Raw genomic sequence first — 17,368 nt, 5'->3', positions numbered from 1 at the left:
GGCATGGGAAGCGCCGAAGTGCAGTCGATCCGCATCCATCCGGTCAAGGCGTTCCGGGGTCACGCGCCCCAGGAAGCTGTGGTGGAGCCCTGGGGCCTGGCCGGAGACCGACGCTGGACACTGATCGACGACGGGGGAAAGGTCGTCACACAGCGTGAGCAGCCGCGCCTCGCGCTGGCCGCCGCCGAGCCCGAGGCCGGCGGCGGCATCCGGCTGTCCGCACCCGGCCTCGCACCGCTGACGGTGTCCGTGCCCGACCCGGTCGGCACCGTGCCGGTGAACGTCTTCGGCACCAAGGTCGAGGCGGTCCCGGCCGCGGCGGCCGCGCACGCCTGGTGCAGCGCCTATCTGCGGGCGGAGGTCCGCCTGGTCCACCTGGACGATCCGGCCACCCGCCGCCCGGTCGATCCCGAGTACGCGCTGCCCGGCGAGACGGTGAGCTTCGCCGACGGCTATCCCCTGCTGATCACCACGACGGCCTCCCTCGACGCCCTGAACTCCCTGATAGCAGAGGGCGCGCATGCCGACGAGGGCCCGCTGCCGATGAACCGCTTCCGGCCCAACGTCGTCGTCACCGGCACCGAGGCCTGGGCGGAGGACCACTGGTCCCGGATCTCCGTCGGCGAGGTGCTCTTCCGCGTCGCGAAGGCGAGCGGACGCTGTGTCGTCACCACCGTCGACCAGGACACCGCGGCACGCGGCCGGGAGCCCCTGCGCACCCTGGCGCGCCATCGCAAGGTCGGCTCGAGACTGATCTTCGGCCAGAACCTGGTGCCCCTCTCGCCCGGCACGATCAGGATCGGGGACCCCGTCCGGGTGCTGGACTAGCCCCCGGCGACGGCTCGCCGAGGAGGAACCGGGAGCCGGTCCCCGTCGTTGGGAGGGCATGAGGGATTCGTGAGAAACCGCGTTCGGGACCGTCCGCGGTGGAAGTGATGTCGCTCTCTCTTGCTCCGAGCCACGGATGCGCGCCTGGCCCTGGGGTTATGACGGAGCGGAAGGGGGTGGGGAGATGGGCGCTATCAGTGGCCTGTGGCGCTGGCGGCGCAACCCGCTGTGCCGCGCGACCGATCTGGCCGAGGCGTGGGTGGCCCTCGTGGCGCTGGTGCTGATGGCCGTGGCCGCGCCCGCGGCCGGCTGGCTGGTCGGCGCCGCCGCCCAGCACTCCCTGCAGCGGTCCGTGCGCGAACAGCACCGCACACGCCACCTCGTGACGGCCACGGTGCTGCGCGACCTGGGTCAGGTCCCGCCGGAGACCGACCCCGACACCACGCCGGCGCGCCACACCCACAGCCGTGTCCTCGCACACTGGACCGCGCCGGACGGCACACGCCAGCACGGCCCGGCCCTGACGGACCTCAAGTCCCCGCACGCAGGGGAACACTTCAGGCTCTGGACGGATCCGCACGGCCGAATAACGGCCCGCCCACTGGACTCTCCGACCGCCACGACACACGCGGTGCTCGCCGGTATCGGCGCGGCCCTGCTGGCCACCGGCCTGATCGAAGGCGCCCGGTGGCTGACCGTGTGGCGCATGGTCCGCAGCCGGTACGCACGCTGGGAACAGGCCTGGGACCGGGCGGGCCCGGACTGGGGCAAGGCGGGCACCGGCAGCTGAGCGCCTTCCGGCTCTGGTCAACCCACCGTGCACGCACACGCTACGGTGGACCGGCCGAAGCGCCTTCGGCGACAACCCGCGGGTGAGCGAACCGCAGGGGCACACACAGGTTTTCGGGAGCGCGAACGCACACCAGCCCAGGGGCTGAGCACGGTCGCGGTCCCGGCACCGGCGACCGGGCCCCTGCGGGAGCGAGCCACAGTACGACGAGGTGGGGGCACAGCAACGCCATGGCACAGGGCACGGTCCAGGTGACGCACACCGGTACGTCGCGGTGGCGGCGCCGCACGGGCGAGTACGCCTCGCTCGCCGCCGCCCTGGAGGCCGCCACCGACGGCGACGTCCTCACCATCGCCCCGGGCACCTACCGGGAAAACCTCGTCATCCAGCGGGCGGTGACGCTCCGTGGCCCCGAGGGCTCCCCGGGTTCGGTGCGGATCGCGCCGGTGGACGGTGTGCCGCTCACCCTGCGCGCCTCGGCCGTGGTGCAGGACCTGCATGTGGAGGGCCAGGACGCGGCGGCACCCGCACTGCTGGTCGAGGAGGGCACACCCGAGCTGTTGGACGTACGGATCGTCACCCGGTCCGCCGCGGGCATCGAGGTGCGCGGCGGTGCCCGTCCCACCGTGCGCCGCTGCACCGTCGACAACCCGGCCGGCATCGGCATCGCCGTGCTCGACGGCGGGAGCGGGGTGTTCGAGGAGTGCGAGGTCGTCGCGGCCGGGCAGGCGGGCGTGGCCGTCCGTGGCGGTGCCCATCCGCGTCTGGAGCGCTGCCGTGTGCACCACGCCTCCGGCACCGGGCTGACCGCGACGGGCGAGAACTCCGCGCTGGAGGCGGTGGGTTGTGAGATCTACGAGGTCCGCGGCTCCGGTGTGCAGGTGACCCAGCGGGCGACGGCGCATCTGACCGACTGCGATGTGCACCGCACCACCGCCGACGGCGTCACGATGGACACGGACGCCGTGCTCACGCTCGCCGACTGCCGCATCCACGACATCCCCGAGAACGCCGTCGACCTGCGCTCCCGCTCGGTGCTCACGCTGACCCGGACCACGGTCCGTCAGTTCGGGCGCAACGGCCTGTCGGTGTGGGATCCGGGGACCCGGGTGGACGCCAACCAGTGCGAGATCTTCGACAGCACGGGCGACTATCCGGCGGTGTGGGTCAGCGACGGCGCGACGGCCGTTCTCGACTCCTGCCGGGTGCACGACGTGCCGGACGCCCTGTTCGTGCTGGACCGCGGTTCGCGCGCGGACGTCGTGGACAGCGATCTGTCGCAGGTGCGCAACACGGCGGTGTCGGTGAGCGACGGGGCGACCGCGCAGCTCGACGACTGCCGGATCCGGGAGGCGGCGACCGGAGCGTGGTTCCGCGACCACGGCAGCGGCGGCACGCTGAACAACTGCACCCTGGACGGCACCCAGACCGGCGTCATCGTCACCAAGGGCGCCGACCCGACCATCGAGCGGTGCACGGTCGACTCCCCCGCCGAGGCCGGCTTCTACGTCTCCGCGGGCGGGCGCGGCAGCTTCCTGAACTGCCGGGTCAGCGGCAGCGGCGGCTACGGCTTCCATGTGATCGACGGCTGCCGTGCGACGCTGCGCAAGTGCCGTACGGAGCGCTGTGCGCGCGGTGGTTACGAGTTCGCCGAGCCGGGCCCGGACGCCGCGTCCGGGACGGGCCCGGTCGTGGAGGACTGCACCAGCGACGAGAGCGGCGGTATGCGGCCGCCCGCGGTCCGCGAGACCGCCGTACAGACGATGACGCACTCCCCCGGTCTGCTCGGCTCGATCCCCGGGCAGCGCAGCGCCGAGCAGGAGCCGTTGATCGCCGCCGCCGAGCCGAAGGACCCGGTGCGGACGTCGAAGGACGTGCTCGGGGAGCTGGACGCGCTGGTGGGCCTGGAGAGCGTCAAGCGGGAGGTGCGGGCGCTGACCGACATGATCGAGGTCGGCCGGCGCCGGCAGCAGGCGGGTCTGAAGGCGGCCTCGGTCAAGCGGCATCTGGTCTTCACCGGCTCCCCCGGCACCGGAAAGACGACGGTCGCCCGGCTCTACGGCGAGATCCTCGCCTCGCTCGGCGTGCTGGAGAAGGGACACCTGGTGGAGGTGTCCCGGGTCGATCTGGTCGGCGAGCACATCGGTTCCACGGCGATCCGCACCCAGGAGGCGTTCGAGAAGGCCCGCGGCGGTGTGCTGTTCATCGACGAGGCGTATGCGCTGTCCCCGCAGGACGCCGGGCGTGACTTCGGCAAGGAGGCCATCGACACGCTGGTGAAGCTGATGGAGGACCACCGGGACGCGGTGGTGGTGATCGTCGCCGGCTACACGGCGGAGATGGAGCGCTTCCTGTCGGTCAATCCCGGTGTCGCGTCCCGCTTCTCACGCACGATCACCTTCGGCGACTACGGCCCCGACGAACTGCTGCGGATCGTGGAACAGCAGGCCGACGAGCACGAGTACCGGCTGGCGCCGGGCGCCTGCGAGGCGCTGCTGAAGTACTTCACGGCCATCCCGAAGGGCCCGGCGTTCGGCAACGGCCGCACCGCCCGGCAGACCTTCGAGGCGATGGTGGAACGGCACGCGAGCCGTGTCGCACAGCTCCAGGACCCCAGCACCGACGACCTGACCCTGCTGTTCGCGCAGGACCTGCCGCAGCTGCCCTGATCATCCACGCGGACGGTCCGCTTCGGGGCGTGGGCCGGGCAGGGGCGGGCGCAAGCGGCCGAGCAGGCGGGCTCGTTCGTGGGCGAAGGCCGGGTCCGCCTGGTAGTCGGAGTGGCCGAGGATGGGTGCCGGCAGGGGGTGCGCGGGCGTGCGGCCGTAGGCGAGCGGGTCCCGCAGGGGGGTGTGGTCGACCTCGGGGGTGGTGTCGTCGGGGACGCGGACGGGGCCGCCGATGGGGTCGGTGCGGCGGTAGAGGTTGCCCCAGCAGGCGACATCGCGGTGCAGGGCGGCGAGCGCGGGCGGTCCGAAGTGGGCCGGGAACCAGCGGCCGTACAGGCGCTCCAGCGGGGAGCCGTAGGTCAGCAGCGCGATCCGGCCGCGGACGGACGGGGGCAGCTGCCAGGCGGCGGCCGCGGCGAGCACGCTGCCCTGGGAGTGGCCGGAGAGGACCAGGCGGCCCCCGGTGCGGTGGGTCCAGGTGGCCATGCGCCAGGTCAGGTCCGGCACCGCCCGCTCGGCATAGCACGGCGGTGCGAAGGGGTGCGCGGCGCGCGGCCAGAAGGTGCCGACGTCCCAGAGGATGCCGATCGTGCGCCGCGCCGAGGCGTCCTTGTAGGCGCGCCTGCCCCAGGTCACGAAGAGCACGAAGCCCAGGCCGACCAGCCAGGAGCCCAGCGTCTGCGCGGTCTCGGCGACGGCCTGTACGACGTCGTGGGCGGGGCGGGCGGCCCCCTCGGGTGTCTTCCCGGTGGCCAGCGCACCGGCCAGCGCCGCGCCGCCGAGCACCAGGGTGGTGGCGGCGAGCACCGCGACGACGAGGGGTGCCCGGTCGGTGAGCGTGGCCGTCGCGCGGGCATGGGCGATGGCGCGGGTACGGCCCGGGTCCTCGGGTTCGCCGGGGTGCTCGTCGCGGATGAGGCCGCGTTCGGCGCAGGCCAGGCGGGCGGTGCCGAGGCCGAGCCGCGCGGCGAGGAGCAGCAGGACCGCGAGGACGGGCGGGATCGTGGACGCCTGCCAGGTCAGCAGGACCGGCGGCCCGGGCAGCAGGGCGCGGGTGCCGTCCAGCCAGTCGGCGACGCGCTGCGCGACCCCGCCGGACATCACACCGCCCAGCGCGCAGGCGAGCAGCACGACGGCAGGTCCGCCGAGGCCGCGCATGCCGGCGCGCGGATCGGGGCCGCGGCGGTACAGGTACCCGGCCACCAGGGCGAGGGCGACGACCAGCAGTCCCTGGGCCAGCATGAGGCCGCCGAAGGCCGGGTCGCCCGGCAGCCGCCCGGTGGAACGCCAGCCGGGGCGGGCCCAGCCGGCGTAGACCATGGTGAGCAGCAGCAGGGCGAGCGCGCCGAGCGGCAGGAGTCGTACGAGGTGCCGGTCGAGGCGCTCGTCGAGGTGGTTCTCGCTGCGGCCCCGGCGGCAGACGACGCCCAGCACCGCCGCCGCGCAGCTCAGCAGGGCCGCGGTGAGCAGCCTGCTCAGGGTGTCCAGTGCGGCGGGGCCGCCGGGCCGGTGGTCGAAGCAGGCGGCCGGGGTCGCGACGGCCGCGGCGACGGTCAGCAGGGCCGCGGCGGTGTGCGCGGCGCGCAGCCGGGCCACGAGGCGGCGGCCGTACCAGAAGCCGGGCAGGGCCAGTGCGCTGCCGTCGGTGTCCGGTTCGGGTTCGTGGGACATGGGCCGGTGGGACTCGTACGCGCTCCAGGTGCGGCGCGAGAGGTACCAGAGCAGGACCGTCAGCGCGATCGGCACCAGTGCGGCGAGGGCCAGCCGGCGGCCGGGCAGGCTCCACCAGGCGCCGTGTGCGCCGGGGGCCGGGGACGCCTGGGGTACGAGGAAGGTCAGCCACGGGTGACGGTCGGCGCAGGGCTGGAGGCCGGCGCACTGCCAGGCCACCAGGTCCAGGGCCACCTCGCAGGCGGCGGCCACCAGCAGCACGGTCAGGGTGAGGGCGGCCAGCCGGACGAGGAGCCCGTACAGGCGGACGGTGCGGTGCCGGCCGGCCGCGGCGGGGCGCATCCAGTGGGCGAGGTTGACCACCATGAACGGCAGCAGCAACAGCCACAGGGCGCGGCTGCTGTCCCCGGAGGTGAGGTTGCACCAGACGTACGCCTCCTGGACCGGCTCGTCCCGGGTCCCCTCCCCGGCCCGCGCGTCCGCGGCGCGCCGGAAGACGGCGGCGGTGTCGTCGCCGGTGATCCGGACGGTACGCGGGTCACCCAGCATCTTCTCGGGCGTGGTCCCGCCCACCCCGTGCACCAGCAACTCCAGCTCGGCCTCGGGGCGGGCGGATCCGGCGAACGCGATCGCCCGCTCGGCCGCGGGTGCGGCGGGACCGTCCGACGGGCCGCTCTGCGGCCGTGTACGCCCTTGGTCCACTGTTCTCGCACCCCCGTGACGCCCCCGAAGGCCTGTGCCGATGCGGGCTTCAGGATCTCCGGTGCGGGGGGCCGCGTGCACCGCTCGTGCCGGAATCTCCCCGATCCGGGTGACAGCGGTGACAGCGGCCGGGACCGATGTGGCGCGCGTGGCATGTGCGCGTCGTGACAGGTGGTGGCGCAACCCGTACCCACCCGTGAAAGGATGGAACGCCCGCGCATTTCCGGACCGGTGGAACATCCTGGTCGGAGGCGGTGCGGCGGGCGTGTCGGACGGATGGCGGCGAAAGGACCGGAGCGTACGTGAGTGAGAATCAGAACCTCCTCGCGGAGCAGCGCCGCGCCCTGATCCTGGACGAGGTCCGGCGCCGGGGTGGCGTGCGGGTGAACGAACTGACCCGCAGGCTCGGCGTGTCGGACATGACCGTGCGCCGTGACCTGGACGCCCTCGCCCGCCAGGGCGTGCTGGAGAAGGTGCACGGCGGCGCGGTGCCCGTGGTCGAGGCCAGCACGCATGAGCCGGGCTTCGAGGCGAAGTCGGGTCTGGAGCTGACGGCCAAGGAGGACATCGCGCGGGCCGCCGCGAAGCTGGTCACCCCGGGCACGGCGATCGCCCTGTCCGGCGGTACGACGACGTACGCGCTCGCGCAGCACCTGCTGGAGGTGCCCGACCTGACCGTCGTGACGAACTCGGTGCGGGTCGCCGACGTCTTCCACGCGGCGCAGCGCACCTCGGGTCAGCGGCAGGGCGCGGCCACGGTGGTGCTGACCGGCGGGGTGCGCACCCCCTCGGACTCGCTGGTGGGGCCAGTGGCCGACCAGGCGATCGCCGCCCTCCACTTCGATCTGCTGTTCCTCGGTGTGCACGGCATATCGGTCGAGGCCGGTCTGTCCACGCCGAACCTCGCGGAGGCGGAGACGAACCGGCGGCTGGTGCATTCGGCGCGCCGGGTCGTGGTGGTCGCCGACCACACCAAGTGGGGCACGGTGGGCCTGAGTTCCTTCGCCACGCTGGAGCAGGTGGACACGCTGGTGACCGATGCGGGCCTGCCCACCGAGGCGCGCGAGGAGATCTCCGAGCACCTGCGGGTGGTCGTGGCGGGCGAGCCGACGGCGGAGGACGGCACAGACATCTGAGGGACCGTCAGCTATGGTGACCCCCGGCCGGCTCTGCCCGGTCGACCGCCCTGCGGGAGTGGCATAAGGGGGTTATGTCCATGGCTCGTCGTCTGCGTCCGGTGGATATCGGCTTCGTCGGGGCCGCGCCCGTACGTCTGGTCTTCGCGCGGGAGGTCTCCGCCTCCCCCGGGCAGGTCTTCCACGCGCTCGCCGAGGACCTGCCCGGCTGGGCGCAGTGGTTCCCGGCGGTGGCGCTCGCCCGGGCCACCGACGGCGGCGCCGGGCGTGAGATCCGGCTCCGCGGCGGGACACGGCTCGTGGAGACGGTGCTCGTGGCGAAGGAGCCCGAGGTGTACGCCTACCGCGTCGACGCCACCAACGCGCCGGGCGCCCGTGCCCTGGTCGAGGAGTGGCGCCTCACTCCCCGTGGCACGGGCACGCGTGTGCAGTGGACCTTCGCCGCCGACGGGACGGCGCCGTTCCGCCTGGTGTTCAGGCTGGCCCGGGCGGGCCTGGGGCGCGCCTTCCGGGACGCGGTGACGTCCCTGGACCGGCACCTGGCGAGGGCCTGATCAGCCGGTACGGCGGGAATGGTGTGCCTCGGTCACGACCGCTGCCATCAGTTCCGCGTCCAGTGCGGAGACGTCGGCCAGGCGGGAGGCCGAGGACAGCGAGTTGAGCAGGGTCTTGGTGACGCGCAGCGCCGCCGCCGGGCGGCGGACGATGGGCTTGGCCCACTCGGCGACGGCCGCGTCCAGCTCGTGGGCCGGGACGACCCGCTGCAGGATGGACAGGGACTGGGCCTCCGCCGCGGTGATGGCCCGGCCGGTGAGGACGATTTCGCGCACGCGGGCTGCGCCGACCTCGCTGATCAGGCGAGGCAGGAGGCCGCCCCACGCGGTGGGCAGCCCGAGGGCGAGTTCGGGGAGCCGGAAGGTCGCGTCCTCGGATCCGACCCGCAGATCGCAGGCGAGGGCCAGGGCGAAGCCCGCGCCGATGGCCTTGCCGTGGACGCGGGCGATGGTGACGGCCGGGTTCGTGGTCAGGGCGTCGCAGACGCGCCGTGCCTTGGTCCCCGACATACGGATACCGCTGCCCGTGGGGTCGTGGGCGAGATGCCGGGCGGACTCGCCGCGGTCCCCGCCGAGGCAGAAGTCGTCGCCGCTCCCGGCGAGCACGATCACCCGGACCGCCGGGTCCTGGTCCTGGAGGATCGCGAGGAGGTCGTCCAGCAGGGCGTCGGTGACCGCGTTGCCCTCCTCGGGGCTGTTCAGCTCGATGGTGAGGACGGGGCCCTCCCGGTGGGTCCGCAGGGTCCGCCGTACGACGCCGGTCGGGAGGGTCTGGAGGGGGCGGGCGGTCATGTCGTCACTTTCAGGGAGGTGATGCGCCGGAAGACCATCCGGTTCGCATATGTCGGGCCTGCGGTCGGCCGCAGGGCGGGGAATCGTTCCAGCAGCTGGGTGAGCAGCAGGCGGGCCTCCAGCCGGGCCAGGGCCGTGCCGAGGCAGTAGTGGGCGCCGCCACCGAAGGTGAGGTGGCCGCCCTTGCGGCGGATGTCGAAGACATGGGGGTCCGGGTTGCGGCGCGGGTCGTGGTTGGCGGCGCCGTAGAGGACGTGGACGGTGGTGTCCTTGGGGATGGGCACGCCGGCGAGGACGGTGTCGGCGGCGGCGAAGCGCGAGTTGAGGTGGATCGGGGGGTCGTAGCGCAGCGCCTCGTCGATCGCGTCGTCGACGTGTTCGGGGTGCCGGCGCAGCCAGTCGGCGCGGGCCGGGTCCCGGGTCAGAAACCACACGGCGTTGGTCAGCAGGGTCGCGGTGGTCTCGAGGGAGGCGATGGTGATGAACATCGTCAGGTCGTACAGCATCTGGTCCGCCGCCGCGCGGTCGTCGGGGTACTGGGCGTCCCAGTAGCGGATCCAGCCCGAGAGGACATCGTTGCCGGGGTGGGTGCGCCGGTCCGCGACGAGGCCGGTGAAGAAGGCCCTCATCTCCAGGGTGGCCTGGGCCGAGACGGCCAGTTCGCGCTTGGTGGGAACCAGTTCCTGGGCGTGGACCTGGCGGTGGGTGAAGTCCAGGATGTGCGGGTAGTGCTCGGCCGGGATGGCGAGCCAGTGGCCGATGGTGTGGATGGGCAGCTGGTCGCCGACCGTGGAGACGAAGTCGGCCTCGCCGTGGGTGCGCAGCTGTAAGTCGAGGGCGTCCAGGAGCCGGGTGACGTGGCCGGCGATCCGGGGCCGCATCGTCTCGAGGGCGTCGCGGTCGAAGAGACCGCCCAGAGCACGGCGCCGGAAGGTGTGCTCGGGCGGGTTGAGGCGCGAGAGCGTCCGCGTCATCTCCCGGGTCGCCGGGTCCTGCCAGCGTGTCATGCCGGACCGGCGTTCCTGCCAGGCGAAGTCCGGTACGAGCCAGTCCCTGCCGCGCAGGATCTGGCTGCAGAGATCGAATCCGGTCACGAAGTAGCCGCCCCAGGGAGCGGGCACCACCTCGCCCAGTGCGCGCAGTTCGTCCCAGACGGGGAGGGGATCGGCCTGTCCCTCGTCGGAACGGAGACGACGAAGGAGGGGGATGACGGCTCGGCGGTCGGTGGTCGTACCGCGTATGACGCCAACGGCGGTCACGCGAAGCTCCTTTATGGCTGGGCGCTACCGTTACCGCCGGAACCTACCCTTCCCCTCTCCTTCGTCATGCACCCGACAGTGTTGCTCCCGTCACATGCCCCCCACCAAACCGCCACATGCGACACATCAGACCCGGAAGATGTCCAGGAAGGTGCTCCAGAAACCCTTCTTCCTGGCCGGCTCCTGGCGGGCGGCGGCGACCGGTGCCGTGGGGAGCGGCTGCTCCACCGCGGCGGTGACGCCACGGCCCTGCAGCGCGGAGGCGACATGGGTGGCCGGCGCCGGGCTGAAGGCCACGGGCAGCGCGACCAGCGCCCGGTGGAAGGGGCCCGGCCGCCATTCCAGCTCCTTCTCGTGCACGGCCAGCATCAGGTCGGGCAGGGCGTTGAGGAGCTTCTCGATCGCGGTGACGGCGATGACCTGCGCCGGGTCCTTGGCCGGGCACGCGTGCGGACCGGCCCCCCAGGCCAGGTGGGCGCCCTTGCTGTGCATGCGGCGGGCCTCGGTCAGTGCGGGATCGGTGTTGGCCGCGGCGAAGCTGATGACGACCGGCGTGCCCGCCTCGGCCACCACTCCCCCGAGGTCCACGTCCTGGACAGGGTAGTGGGTGGCGTAATTGGCGATCGGTGTCTGGTTCCACAGCACGTGATCGATCGCCTCCTCGATCAGCAGGCCGGAGTCGCGTCCGCTCGTGTCGGGTGAGAGCAGCAGGAGCAGGGCGTTGCCGATCAGGTTGCGCTCGGGTTCCACGCCGGCGCCCATCAGCATGACCAGCTGGTCCTTGAGCTCCTCGTCGGTCAGCCCGGCGGGGTGCTGGATCAGCCAGGAGGTGACGTCGTCGCCGGGCCGGCGGCGCTTGAGCGCGATCAGCTCCATGAGACAGCCGGTGAGCTCCTCGTTGGCGCGCAGGGCGTCCTTGCCGTCGAAGATCGCCGACATGGAGCTGGTGAGGGTGTCACCGATGTCCGCCGGGCAGCCGAAGAGCTTGTTGAACAGCAGCAGCGGCAGGAGTTTGGCGTAGTCGTTGAGGAGGTCGGCGCGGCCTCGCTCGCTGAACTGGTCGATGAGGTAGTCGGCGATGGGCTCGACGTCGCGGCGGATTCGGGTGATGTTGAGCCGGGCGAGGCTGTCCGTGACGGCCTTGCGCAGCCTGAGGTGCACGGCGCCGTCGGTGAACAGGCAGTTGGGCCGGTACGCCATCATCGGCAGCACCGGGTGGTCCAGCGGGATCTGCCCTTCGCCCAGGGCCTTCCAGCGGCGGGCGTCGCGGGCGAAGAGCGTGGAGTTCTGCAGCACGCGAAGGGCCGTCTCGTGCCCGACGACCAGGGTGGCGTCGATGCCGGGGGCGAGTTCGACCGGTCCGGCCGGGCCCTGGGCGCGCAACCGGTCGTAGACCTGGTGGGGGTCGGCGGCGAACGCGGCGTCGTACATGGGGCATCCGGCCCCGGCGGGGGTGGGGGCTGACTGGCGGTCCATGGGGTTCCTTCTGCTGGCTCCGGGCCGGTGGTCCGGGGATGGTCCGGGCGGATGGGCGGTCAGGCGGCTCGGGTGAGCAGGTGACGCACGAGCTCGATCAGCGCGTGGGCGGAGGACTGCCGGTCGCGGGCGTCGCAGTAGACGACGGGCGTGTCCGGGAGCAGGTCGAGGGCCTCGCGCACCTCTGCCTCCTCGTACACCGAGCCAGGCTGGAAGCCGTTGACCGCGATGGCGTACTCGAGGCCGTACCGCTCGACGAGGTCGATGACGGGGAAGGTCTCCTCCAGGCGGGCGGGGTCGACCAGGAGCAGGGCCCCGAGCGCGCCGCGGGCCATGTCCTCCCACAGCTGCATGAAACGCTGCTGTCCGGGAGTGCCGAACAGATACAGCACGAGGTCGTCGCTGAGCGTCAGACGGCCGAAGTCCAGGGCCACGGTGGTGGTGGTCTTGCCCGCGACGCCTCTGAGGTCGTCCACGTGGAGGGACGCCTGCGTCATCTTCTCCTCGGTGCGCAGCGGGGTGATCTCCGACAGCGAGCCGATGAAGGTCGTCTTGCCCACGGCGAAATGCCCGACGACCAGGATCTTGGCAGCGTTGGTCACCGCGCTGGAGACGTAGATGGATCCAGGGGCCGTCTCAGCCGATGAGGGATTGGAGTCCATTCAGAACCTTCTCGAGGGTCGCTCTGTCAACGTTCTGAGCCCGGGGCGGCTCGGCGCGGCGCAGGAGGTGTCCCTGCTCGAATAAATCGGTCAGCAGCAGCCGGGCCACCCCCACCGGCAGTCCCACGTGCCCGGCCACTTCGGCGACCGACAGGTAGCCGCCCGCGCACAGCCGCCAGATCGCCATCACCTCGGGTCCGGCGCCCAGCGGAGGGGTCCGCTCGGGAGCCAGGGTGACCAGGGTGTGCAGCGCCAGATCGTCGGAGGCCGGCAGGCTGCGGCCGCCGGTGATGACGTAGGAGCGGACGAACTCGCTGGTGACGGAGGCTTCCTCGCCGGGCGTGGTCATGCGTTCACGCCGTTGTCCGAACGCGGCGCCACGCTCATCGCCTTGCTCAGGCCGGACACCGTCTTCTGCATGCGGAACGACATGGCCTCCATGTCCACGTCCAGCGCGGCCGAGACGGCGAGATAGGAACCCTGGCCGGCGGCGATCAGGAAGATCCAGCCGCCGTCGTACTCCAGCAGCGTCTGCTTCCAGATGCCGTGTCCCGCCCCCACGAACCCCGCGACGGCGCGGCTCAGCGACTGCATCGAGCTCATGGCGGCGGCGTTCGTCTCGGCATCGTCCCGTGCGATGTCGTCCGAGCGCTGCAGCAGCAGGCCGTCACCCGAGACGAGGATCGCGTGCCGGGCTCCGCGTACCTCGAGTACGTCGTTCAGCACCCAGGACAGGTCGATCTTCACTGGTCGTCAGATCCTTCCGTGGTCTTCGTGGTGCGCCCGAGCTGAGTTCCACGCGCAAACGCCCCGATCCGCGACGCCGTCACCTCGCTGGCCGGCTGGGGCGCCCCCTCCTGGCCGGCGGTGGTGTCGAGGGCCGGGACCACCGTGACGGATCCGCTGCGCCGCCGGCGTTTGGGCAGACCTCCCGAGGTCGTTCCCACCACGTGCGAAGGGCCCACGACCGGGACGGGCGCCAGTCGCTGGGGGGCCGCCTCGGGGCCCGCGGTGTCCTGGGCGTCGGCCGCGGGGGAAGGGGTGTTGGCTGCGAGGAGAGCCTCGGGCACACGAATCACTGCACGTACTCCGCCGTAGGGGGACACGGAGCCGACGGAGACGGCGAAGCCGTAGCGGGCGGCGAGCATGCCGCACACGGCGAAGCCGAACCGCGGCGGATCACCGAGACCGGTGATGTCGACGGGACCGTCCACGGTCAGCAGGGCCGCCGCGCGGTCCTTGGTCTCCTGGTCCATGCCCAGTCCGGCGTCGTCCACGATGAAGCAGACACCGGCCGGCACGGTCTGGATGTTGACCTCGACCGGGGTTCCGGGCGCGCTGTAGTTCGTCGCGTTGTCCAGCAGCTCGGCCAGTACGACCGCCACCGGCTCGACCGCCTTGCCGACGAGGGACACATTGACCTGCGAGTGGACGCTCACCCGGTCGAAGTCCTTGATCCTGCCCTGGGCGCTGCGGGCGACGTCGTAGACCGTGGCGGCGCCGTCACGCCTGCCCAGCCATCCGCCGCACAGCACGGAGATGCCCTTGGCGCGGCGGCCGAACTGGCTGCCGGTGTGGTCGACCGTCATCAGGTCGGCCAGGACCTCCGTGGTGTCGCCGTACTTCCTCAGCAGGCTGTCCAGGAGCACCTGCTGCTCCTCGGCGAGCGACTGGAGCGTGCCCATCGCGGACTTCAGCACCGCCTTGGTCGCCGCCTCCGCGTCCGCCCGTACGTCCGCGAGCTCACCGTGATGGTGGGTGGTCAGCGCCGCGATGTGCGCGTGGAGCCGACCGACTTCGCCCCGAGCCTCCCCCAGTCCTGTCTCCAGGTCCTTCCTCGTTCGCCGGAGCGCCATGTTGGTTCTCCGGGCCCGCATCACTGCGACGACCGCAGCGATGAGCACCACCAGCAAGATCCACAGCAGTGGATCCTGGGTCAATGACGTCATGAGACTCTCTTCAAGTCGCATCGCGCCTGGAACGTGCGAGCGCGATGGTGCCTTCGAGACTGTCCCCCCGTATACGCGCTTATGACACGCCGTCAGCCCACCGAAAAGTGGGATGATCTTATCAGTCACACAGGCACAACCGGCTTGCCCAGAACCTCAATTGAGACGTCACCAAACCCACACAGTCTCGCCACCTGCCCGTCGGGCACCGGCCGCCGACACGTCGGGAACCGGCTCAGTGCGGCCACACCCCGGTGGTCAGCAGGGTCTCGATCGCCGTCGTGTACGGCGTGATGTCCAGGCCCTGCTCCGCGAGCCAGGCGTCGGAGTAGTACTTGTCGAGGTAGCGGTCGCCCGGGTCGCACAGCAGGGTGACGACGCTGCCCCGGCGGCCCTCGGCCACCATCTCCGAGACGATCTTCAGCGCGCTCCACAGTCCGGTGCCCGTGGAGCCGCCCGCCTTACGGCCGATGGCCCGCTCCAGGGCGCGTACGGCGGCGACGCTGGCCGCGTCCGGGACCTTCATCATCCGGTCGATCGCGCCGGGCACGAAGCTCGGCTCCATGCGCGGCCGGCCGATGCCCTCGATGCGCGAGCCGCAGTCGCAGGTGACGTCCGGATCGCCGGTGGTCCAGCCCTCGAAGAAGCAGGAGTTGTCCGGATCGGCTACGCATATACGGGTGTCGTACTGCATGTAGTGGACATAGCGTGCGAGGGTCGCGGAGGTGCCGCCGGTGCCCGCCGTCGCGACGATCCACGCGGGCTCCGGGAACCGCTCCAACTCCAGCTGGCGGAAGATCGATTCGGCGATGTTGTTGTTGCCGCGCCAGTCGGTGGCCCGCTCGGCGTAGGTGAACTGGTCCATGTAGTGGCCGCCGGTCTCCACCGCGAGGCGTGCGGACTCCTCGTACATCTTCCGGGAGTCGTCCACGAAGTGACATCGGCCGCCGTGGAACTCGATCAGACGGCACTTCTCGGCGCTGGTCGTACGCGGCATGACCGCGATGAAGGGCACGCCGATCAGCTTGGCGAAGTAGGCCTCGGAGACGGCGGTGGAGCCGCTGGAGGCCTCGATGACCGGGCGGCCGGGGCGGATCCAGCCATTGCAGAGGCCGTAGAGGAAGAGGGAGCGGGCGAGGCGGTGCTTGAGACTGCCCGTGGGGTGGGTCGACTCGTCCTTCAGGTAGAGGTCGATGCCCCAGTGCTCGGGGAGCGGGAAGCGCAGCAGATGCGTGTCCGCCGATCGGTTGGCGTCGGCCTGGACCTTGCGTACGGCCTCTTTCAGCCAGTCGCGGTAGGCGGCGTCGCTGCGGTCGACGTCGAGGGTGGCGCCGGTCCGGGCCTGGTGGGTGGTGCTCACGGCGGTGCTCCTTACGCTGGGCGCCGACGACGCCTCGCACGGTCGGCACTTCGAGCATAGGCATCTTTCACACCGCTTCCCACCTGCATAAACGCATCTTTGAGCCATCCAAAGCAGGCCTGGGGCACGGCCGCAGGAGGCATCCGGGGGCGCATTTGGCGGGAGTGCTCCGGGCGGCTCGGGTACGCGCCCCGCGCGCACTGGTGCTCCCGGCCGCATCGGGGCAGACTGCACGCGACGGGACGATCGTCCCCCGGGCCTGTCCGACGGCTCCCGTCGTGCGCCCGGAGGGCGGGCCCCGCCCGGGCGATTCGGCAACGCGGCTGGGGGCACCCCCTCTGGGGGTGCGTGTCAGGCGTCGCGGGGCTGAGGGCGTCCCCCGGCCGAAGGCTGGGGGAGGGAATCGTCGGACAGGCCCTGACGGGGCGCACACTGGATCGCGGAAGCAGAGGCGCAAGGGGGCGGCGAAGGATGGCGGAGCCGGAGTTCACGGCCATGGGCGTGCGGATCGGCAAGCGGCTGCGTTCGCTCACCCGGGCCGGGCAGGTCCGGATCAACGACGGCAGGCTGGAGTTGCTCAACAGCTACGGCAGCGAGATCGACAGCGCTCCGGTGCAGGCGGTGCGCGCGTCCCGGCCGTGGTTCGGGCCCGACGACAAGGCGCTCGCCGACCTCAACGGCAAGCGGTACCTGCTGACTCTGGGCGAGCGCGACCCCGCTCCGGGCGAGCCGGGTCCGCCCGCCGCACGGCGGTTCATCGAAGCGGTGCGCCGGGCCGCGGGGCGCGGCGGCTGACCTCCGCTGCCGCCGGCCGAGAAGACGCCGGTCGTATTACGCTGAGCAGCGGTCCGTCGCGGCGAGTTGCGGGAGCGCATCCGCTGCGTCACGCTGGTCGTACGTCACTCTGGGTTTACCGGCGATAACGCTGCGAACCAGCCCGCCGGCCATGACAGCAGGCGGCCGTTTGGACGCAAGCACCCTGCTGGATCCGTTGTTCTCCGTGTTCTTCCGGTCCTTCCGGACCTCTACATCGGGGAGTCGCAGCCGTGATCAGTCACCCAAGCAGGCACTGCACGGTGGAGCTCCAAGCCCTGCCGTCGCGGATCGGCCAGGTCCGCAGAATCGTATCTGCGCAGTTGCGCTACTGGCATATGGACCCGTTGATAGACCGGGCCGCGCTCGGTGTGACGGAGCTGCTGAGCAACGTGCACCGGCACGCCAGGCCCGACAAGTCGTGCACGGTCGAGCTGGAGCTGGCGCCGGACCGGCTCACGGTGTCGGTGCGCGACAACGACCCGCGGCTTCCGGTTCCGGCCGACGTCGCGAACCTGCCGGACGGCGGTCCGCTGGCCACCTGCGGGCGGGGGCTGGCGATGGTGGCGGCGGTGAGCGAGAGCTGGGGTGCCCGGCCGGACGGCGAGAACGGCGTGACAACGTTGCCGGGCGGACGCGGGCATGGCCGACTCCTCGGAGGGGGCGGGGGCACGGAAGACACTCGGTCGGCGGACAGTCTGGCGTGG

At 72.0% G+C, this 17,368-nt stretch carries 16 protein-coding genes; 7 read left to right on the top strand and 9 right to left on the bottom strand.

Features of this window, described 5'->3' with window-relative positions:
• The first annotated feature begins 3 nt into the window (after nt 1–3).
• The 3 genes from ACWC0C_RS36860 (at nt 4) to ACWC0C_RS36850 (ending at nt 4,287) form a co-directional block, all read left to right on the top strand.
• Nucleotides 4–828, top strand: coding sequence for an MOSC domain-containing protein (locus ACWC0C_RS36860; RefSeq protein ID WP_450868643.1), 825 nt, complete (start codon nt 4–6; stop codon nt 826–828).
• A 184-nt stretch (nt 829–1,012) separates the two neighbouring features.
• Entirely contained in the window at nt 1,013–1,618 is a 606-nt protein-coding gene (locus tag ACWC0C_RS36855; RefSeq protein WP_450868641.1) for an Rv1733c family protein, read from the top strand.
• A gap of 230 nt (nt 1,619–1,848) precedes the next feature.
• Complete coding sequence (locus ACWC0C_RS36850) at nt 1,849–4,287, top strand: right-handed parallel beta-helix repeat-containing protein (protein WP_449199716.1); 2,439 nt, start codon at nt 1,849–1,851, stop codon at nt 4,285–4,287.
• On the opposite strand, the gene ACWC0C_RS36845 is transcribed toward ACWC0C_RS36850, so the two are convergent.
• Complete coding sequence (locus ACWC0C_RS36845) at nt 4,288–6,660, bottom strand: hypothetical protein (RefSeq protein WP_450868639.1); 2,373 nt, start codon at nt 6,658–6,660, stop codon at nt 4,288–4,290. It lies immediately after the preceding gene.
• Nucleotides 6,661–6,962: 302 nt separating this feature from the next.
• On the opposite strand from ACWC0C_RS36845, the gene ACWC0C_RS36840 reads away from it, so the two are divergent.
• Entirely contained in the window at nt 6,963–7,796 is an 834-nt protein-coding gene (locus tag ACWC0C_RS36840; RefSeq protein WP_450868638.1) for a DeoR/GlpR family DNA-binding transcription regulator, read from the top strand.
• Nucleotides 7,797–7,876: 80 nt separating this feature from the next.
• Nucleotides 7,877–8,350, top strand: coding sequence for an SRPBCC family protein (locus ACWC0C_RS36835; RefSeq protein WP_450868636.1), 474 nt, complete (start codon nt 7,877–7,879; stop codon nt 8,348–8,350).
• On the opposite strand, the gene ACWC0C_RS36830 is transcribed toward ACWC0C_RS36835, so the two are convergent.
• The 8 genes from ACWC0C_RS36830 to ACWC0C_RS36795 all read right to left on the bottom strand — a co-directional run bounded on the left by ACWC0C_RS36830 (nt 8,351) and on the right by ACWC0C_RS36795 (nt 15,848).
• The gene (locus ACWC0C_RS36830) at nt 8,351–9,142 is read right to left on the bottom strand and encodes an enoyl-CoA hydratase/isomerase family protein (RefSeq protein ID WP_449199712.1); all 792 of its coding nucleotides are present in this window, start codon (nt 9,140–9,142) and stop codon (nt 8,351–8,353) included.
• On the bottom strand, nt 9,139–10,401 hold the full coding sequence (locus ACWC0C_RS36825) for a cytochrome P450 (RefSeq protein WP_450868635.1): 1,263 nt from the start codon (nt 10,399–10,401) through the stop codon (nt 9,139–9,141). The genes ACWC0C_RS36830 and ACWC0C_RS36825 overlap by 4 nt, the downstream gene beginning before the upstream one ends.
• Before the next feature lie 126 nt (nt 10,402–10,527).
• Nucleotides 10,528–11,832, bottom strand: a complete 1,305-nt coding sequence (locus tag ACWC0C_RS36820; protein ID WP_449199734.1) for a cytochrome P450 — start codon at nt 11,830–11,832, stop codon at nt 10,528–10,530.
• Nucleotides 11,833–11,936: 104 nt separating this feature from the next.
• Nucleotides 11,937–12,539, bottom strand: a complete 603-nt coding sequence (locus tag ACWC0C_RS36815; protein WP_449199710.1) for a GTP-binding protein — start codon at nt 12,537–12,539, stop codon at nt 11,937–11,939.
• Nucleotides 12,514–12,888: a DUF742 domain-containing protein gene (locus ACWC0C_RS36810; RefSeq protein ID WP_449199709.1), complete on the bottom strand. Its 375-nt coding sequence runs from the start codon at nt 12,886–12,888 to the stop codon at nt 12,514–12,516. The genes ACWC0C_RS36815 and ACWC0C_RS36810 overlap by 26 nt, the downstream gene beginning before the upstream one ends.
• Nucleotides 12,885–13,286 carry a roadblock/LC7 domain-containing protein gene (locus ACWC0C_RS36805; protein ID WP_449199708.1) on the bottom strand — a complete coding sequence of 134 codons (402 nt, stop codon included), beginning with the start codon at nt 13,284–13,286 and terminating at the stop codon, nt 12,885–12,887. The genes ACWC0C_RS36810 and ACWC0C_RS36805 overlap by 4 nt, the downstream gene beginning before the upstream one ends.
• On the bottom strand, nt 13,283–14,488 hold the full coding sequence (locus tag ACWC0C_RS36800) for an ATP-binding protein (protein WP_450868633.1): 1,206 nt from the start codon (nt 14,486–14,488) through the stop codon (nt 13,283–13,285). The genes ACWC0C_RS36805 and ACWC0C_RS36800 overlap by 4 nt, the downstream gene beginning before the upstream one ends.
• 235 nt (nt 14,489–14,723) lie before the next feature.
• A complete protein-coding gene (locus tag ACWC0C_RS36795; protein WP_449199706.1) occupies nt 14,724–15,848 on the bottom strand; it encodes a PLP-dependent cysteine synthase family protein in 1,125 nt (374 codons plus the stop codon).
• 471 nt (nt 15,849–16,319) lie between these two features.
• On the opposite strand from ACWC0C_RS36795, the gene ACWC0C_RS36790 reads away from it, so the two are divergent.
• Both ACWC0C_RS36790 and ACWC0C_RS36785 read left to right on the top strand, forming a co-directional pair.
• Nucleotides 16,320–16,643, top strand: a complete 324-nt coding sequence (locus ACWC0C_RS36790; protein ID WP_450868631.1) for a hypothetical protein — start codon at nt 16,320–16,322, stop codon at nt 16,641–16,643.
• A 251-nt stretch (nt 16,644–16,894) separates the two neighbouring features.
• On the top strand, nt 16,895–17,368 hold a 474-nt coding region (locus ACWC0C_RS36785), incomplete at its 3' end, for an ATP-binding protein (RefSeq protein WP_450868629.1).

The sequence above is a fragment of the Streptomyces sp. NPDC001709 genome (genome assembly GCF_053596375.1).
This window is presented reverse-complemented; position numbering and strand designations above follow the sequence as displayed.

Bases quoted from the DNA above. Each gene is read 5' to 3' on its own strand.
- ACWC0C_RS36790 (WP_450868631.1), top strand. From the start codon at position 16,320: ATGGCGGAGCCGGAGTTCACGGCCATGGGCGTGCGGATCGGCAAGCGG.
- ACWC0C_RS36820 (WP_449199734.1), bottom strand. From the start codon at position 11,832: ATGTACGACGCCGCGTTCGCCGCCGACCCCCACCAGGTCTACGACCGG.
- ACWC0C_RS36815 (WP_449199710.1), bottom strand. From the start codon at position 12,539: ATGGACTCCAATCCCTCATCGGCTGAGACGGCCCCTGGATCCATCTAC.
- ACWC0C_RS36800 (WP_450868633.1), bottom strand. From the start codon at position 14,488: ATGACGTCATTGACCCAGGATCCACTGCTGTGGATCTTGCTGGTGGTG.
- ACWC0C_RS36850 (WP_449199716.1), top strand. From the start codon at position 1,849: ATGGCACAGGGCACGGTCCAGGTGACGCACACCGGTACGTCGCGGTGG.
- ACWC0C_RS36830 (WP_449199712.1), bottom strand. From the start codon at position 9,142: ATGACCGCCCGCCCCCTCCAGACCCTCCCGACCGGCGTCGTACGGCGG.
- ACWC0C_RS36855 (WP_450868641.1), top strand. From the start codon at position 1,013: ATGGGCGCTATCAGTGGCCTGTGGCGCTGGCGGCGCAACCCGCTGTGC.
- ACWC0C_RS36810 (WP_449199709.1), bottom strand. From the start codon at position 12,888: ATGACCACGCCCGGCGAGGAAGCCTCCGTCACCAGCGAGTTCGTCCGC.
- ACWC0C_RS36860 (WP_450868643.1), top strand. From the start codon at position 4: ATGGGAAGCGCCGAAGTGCAGTCGATCCGCATCCATCCGGTCAAGGCG.
- ACWC0C_RS36835 (WP_450868636.1), top strand. From the start codon at position 7,877: ATGGCTCGTCGTCTGCGTCCGGTGGATATCGGCTTCGTCGGGGCCGCG.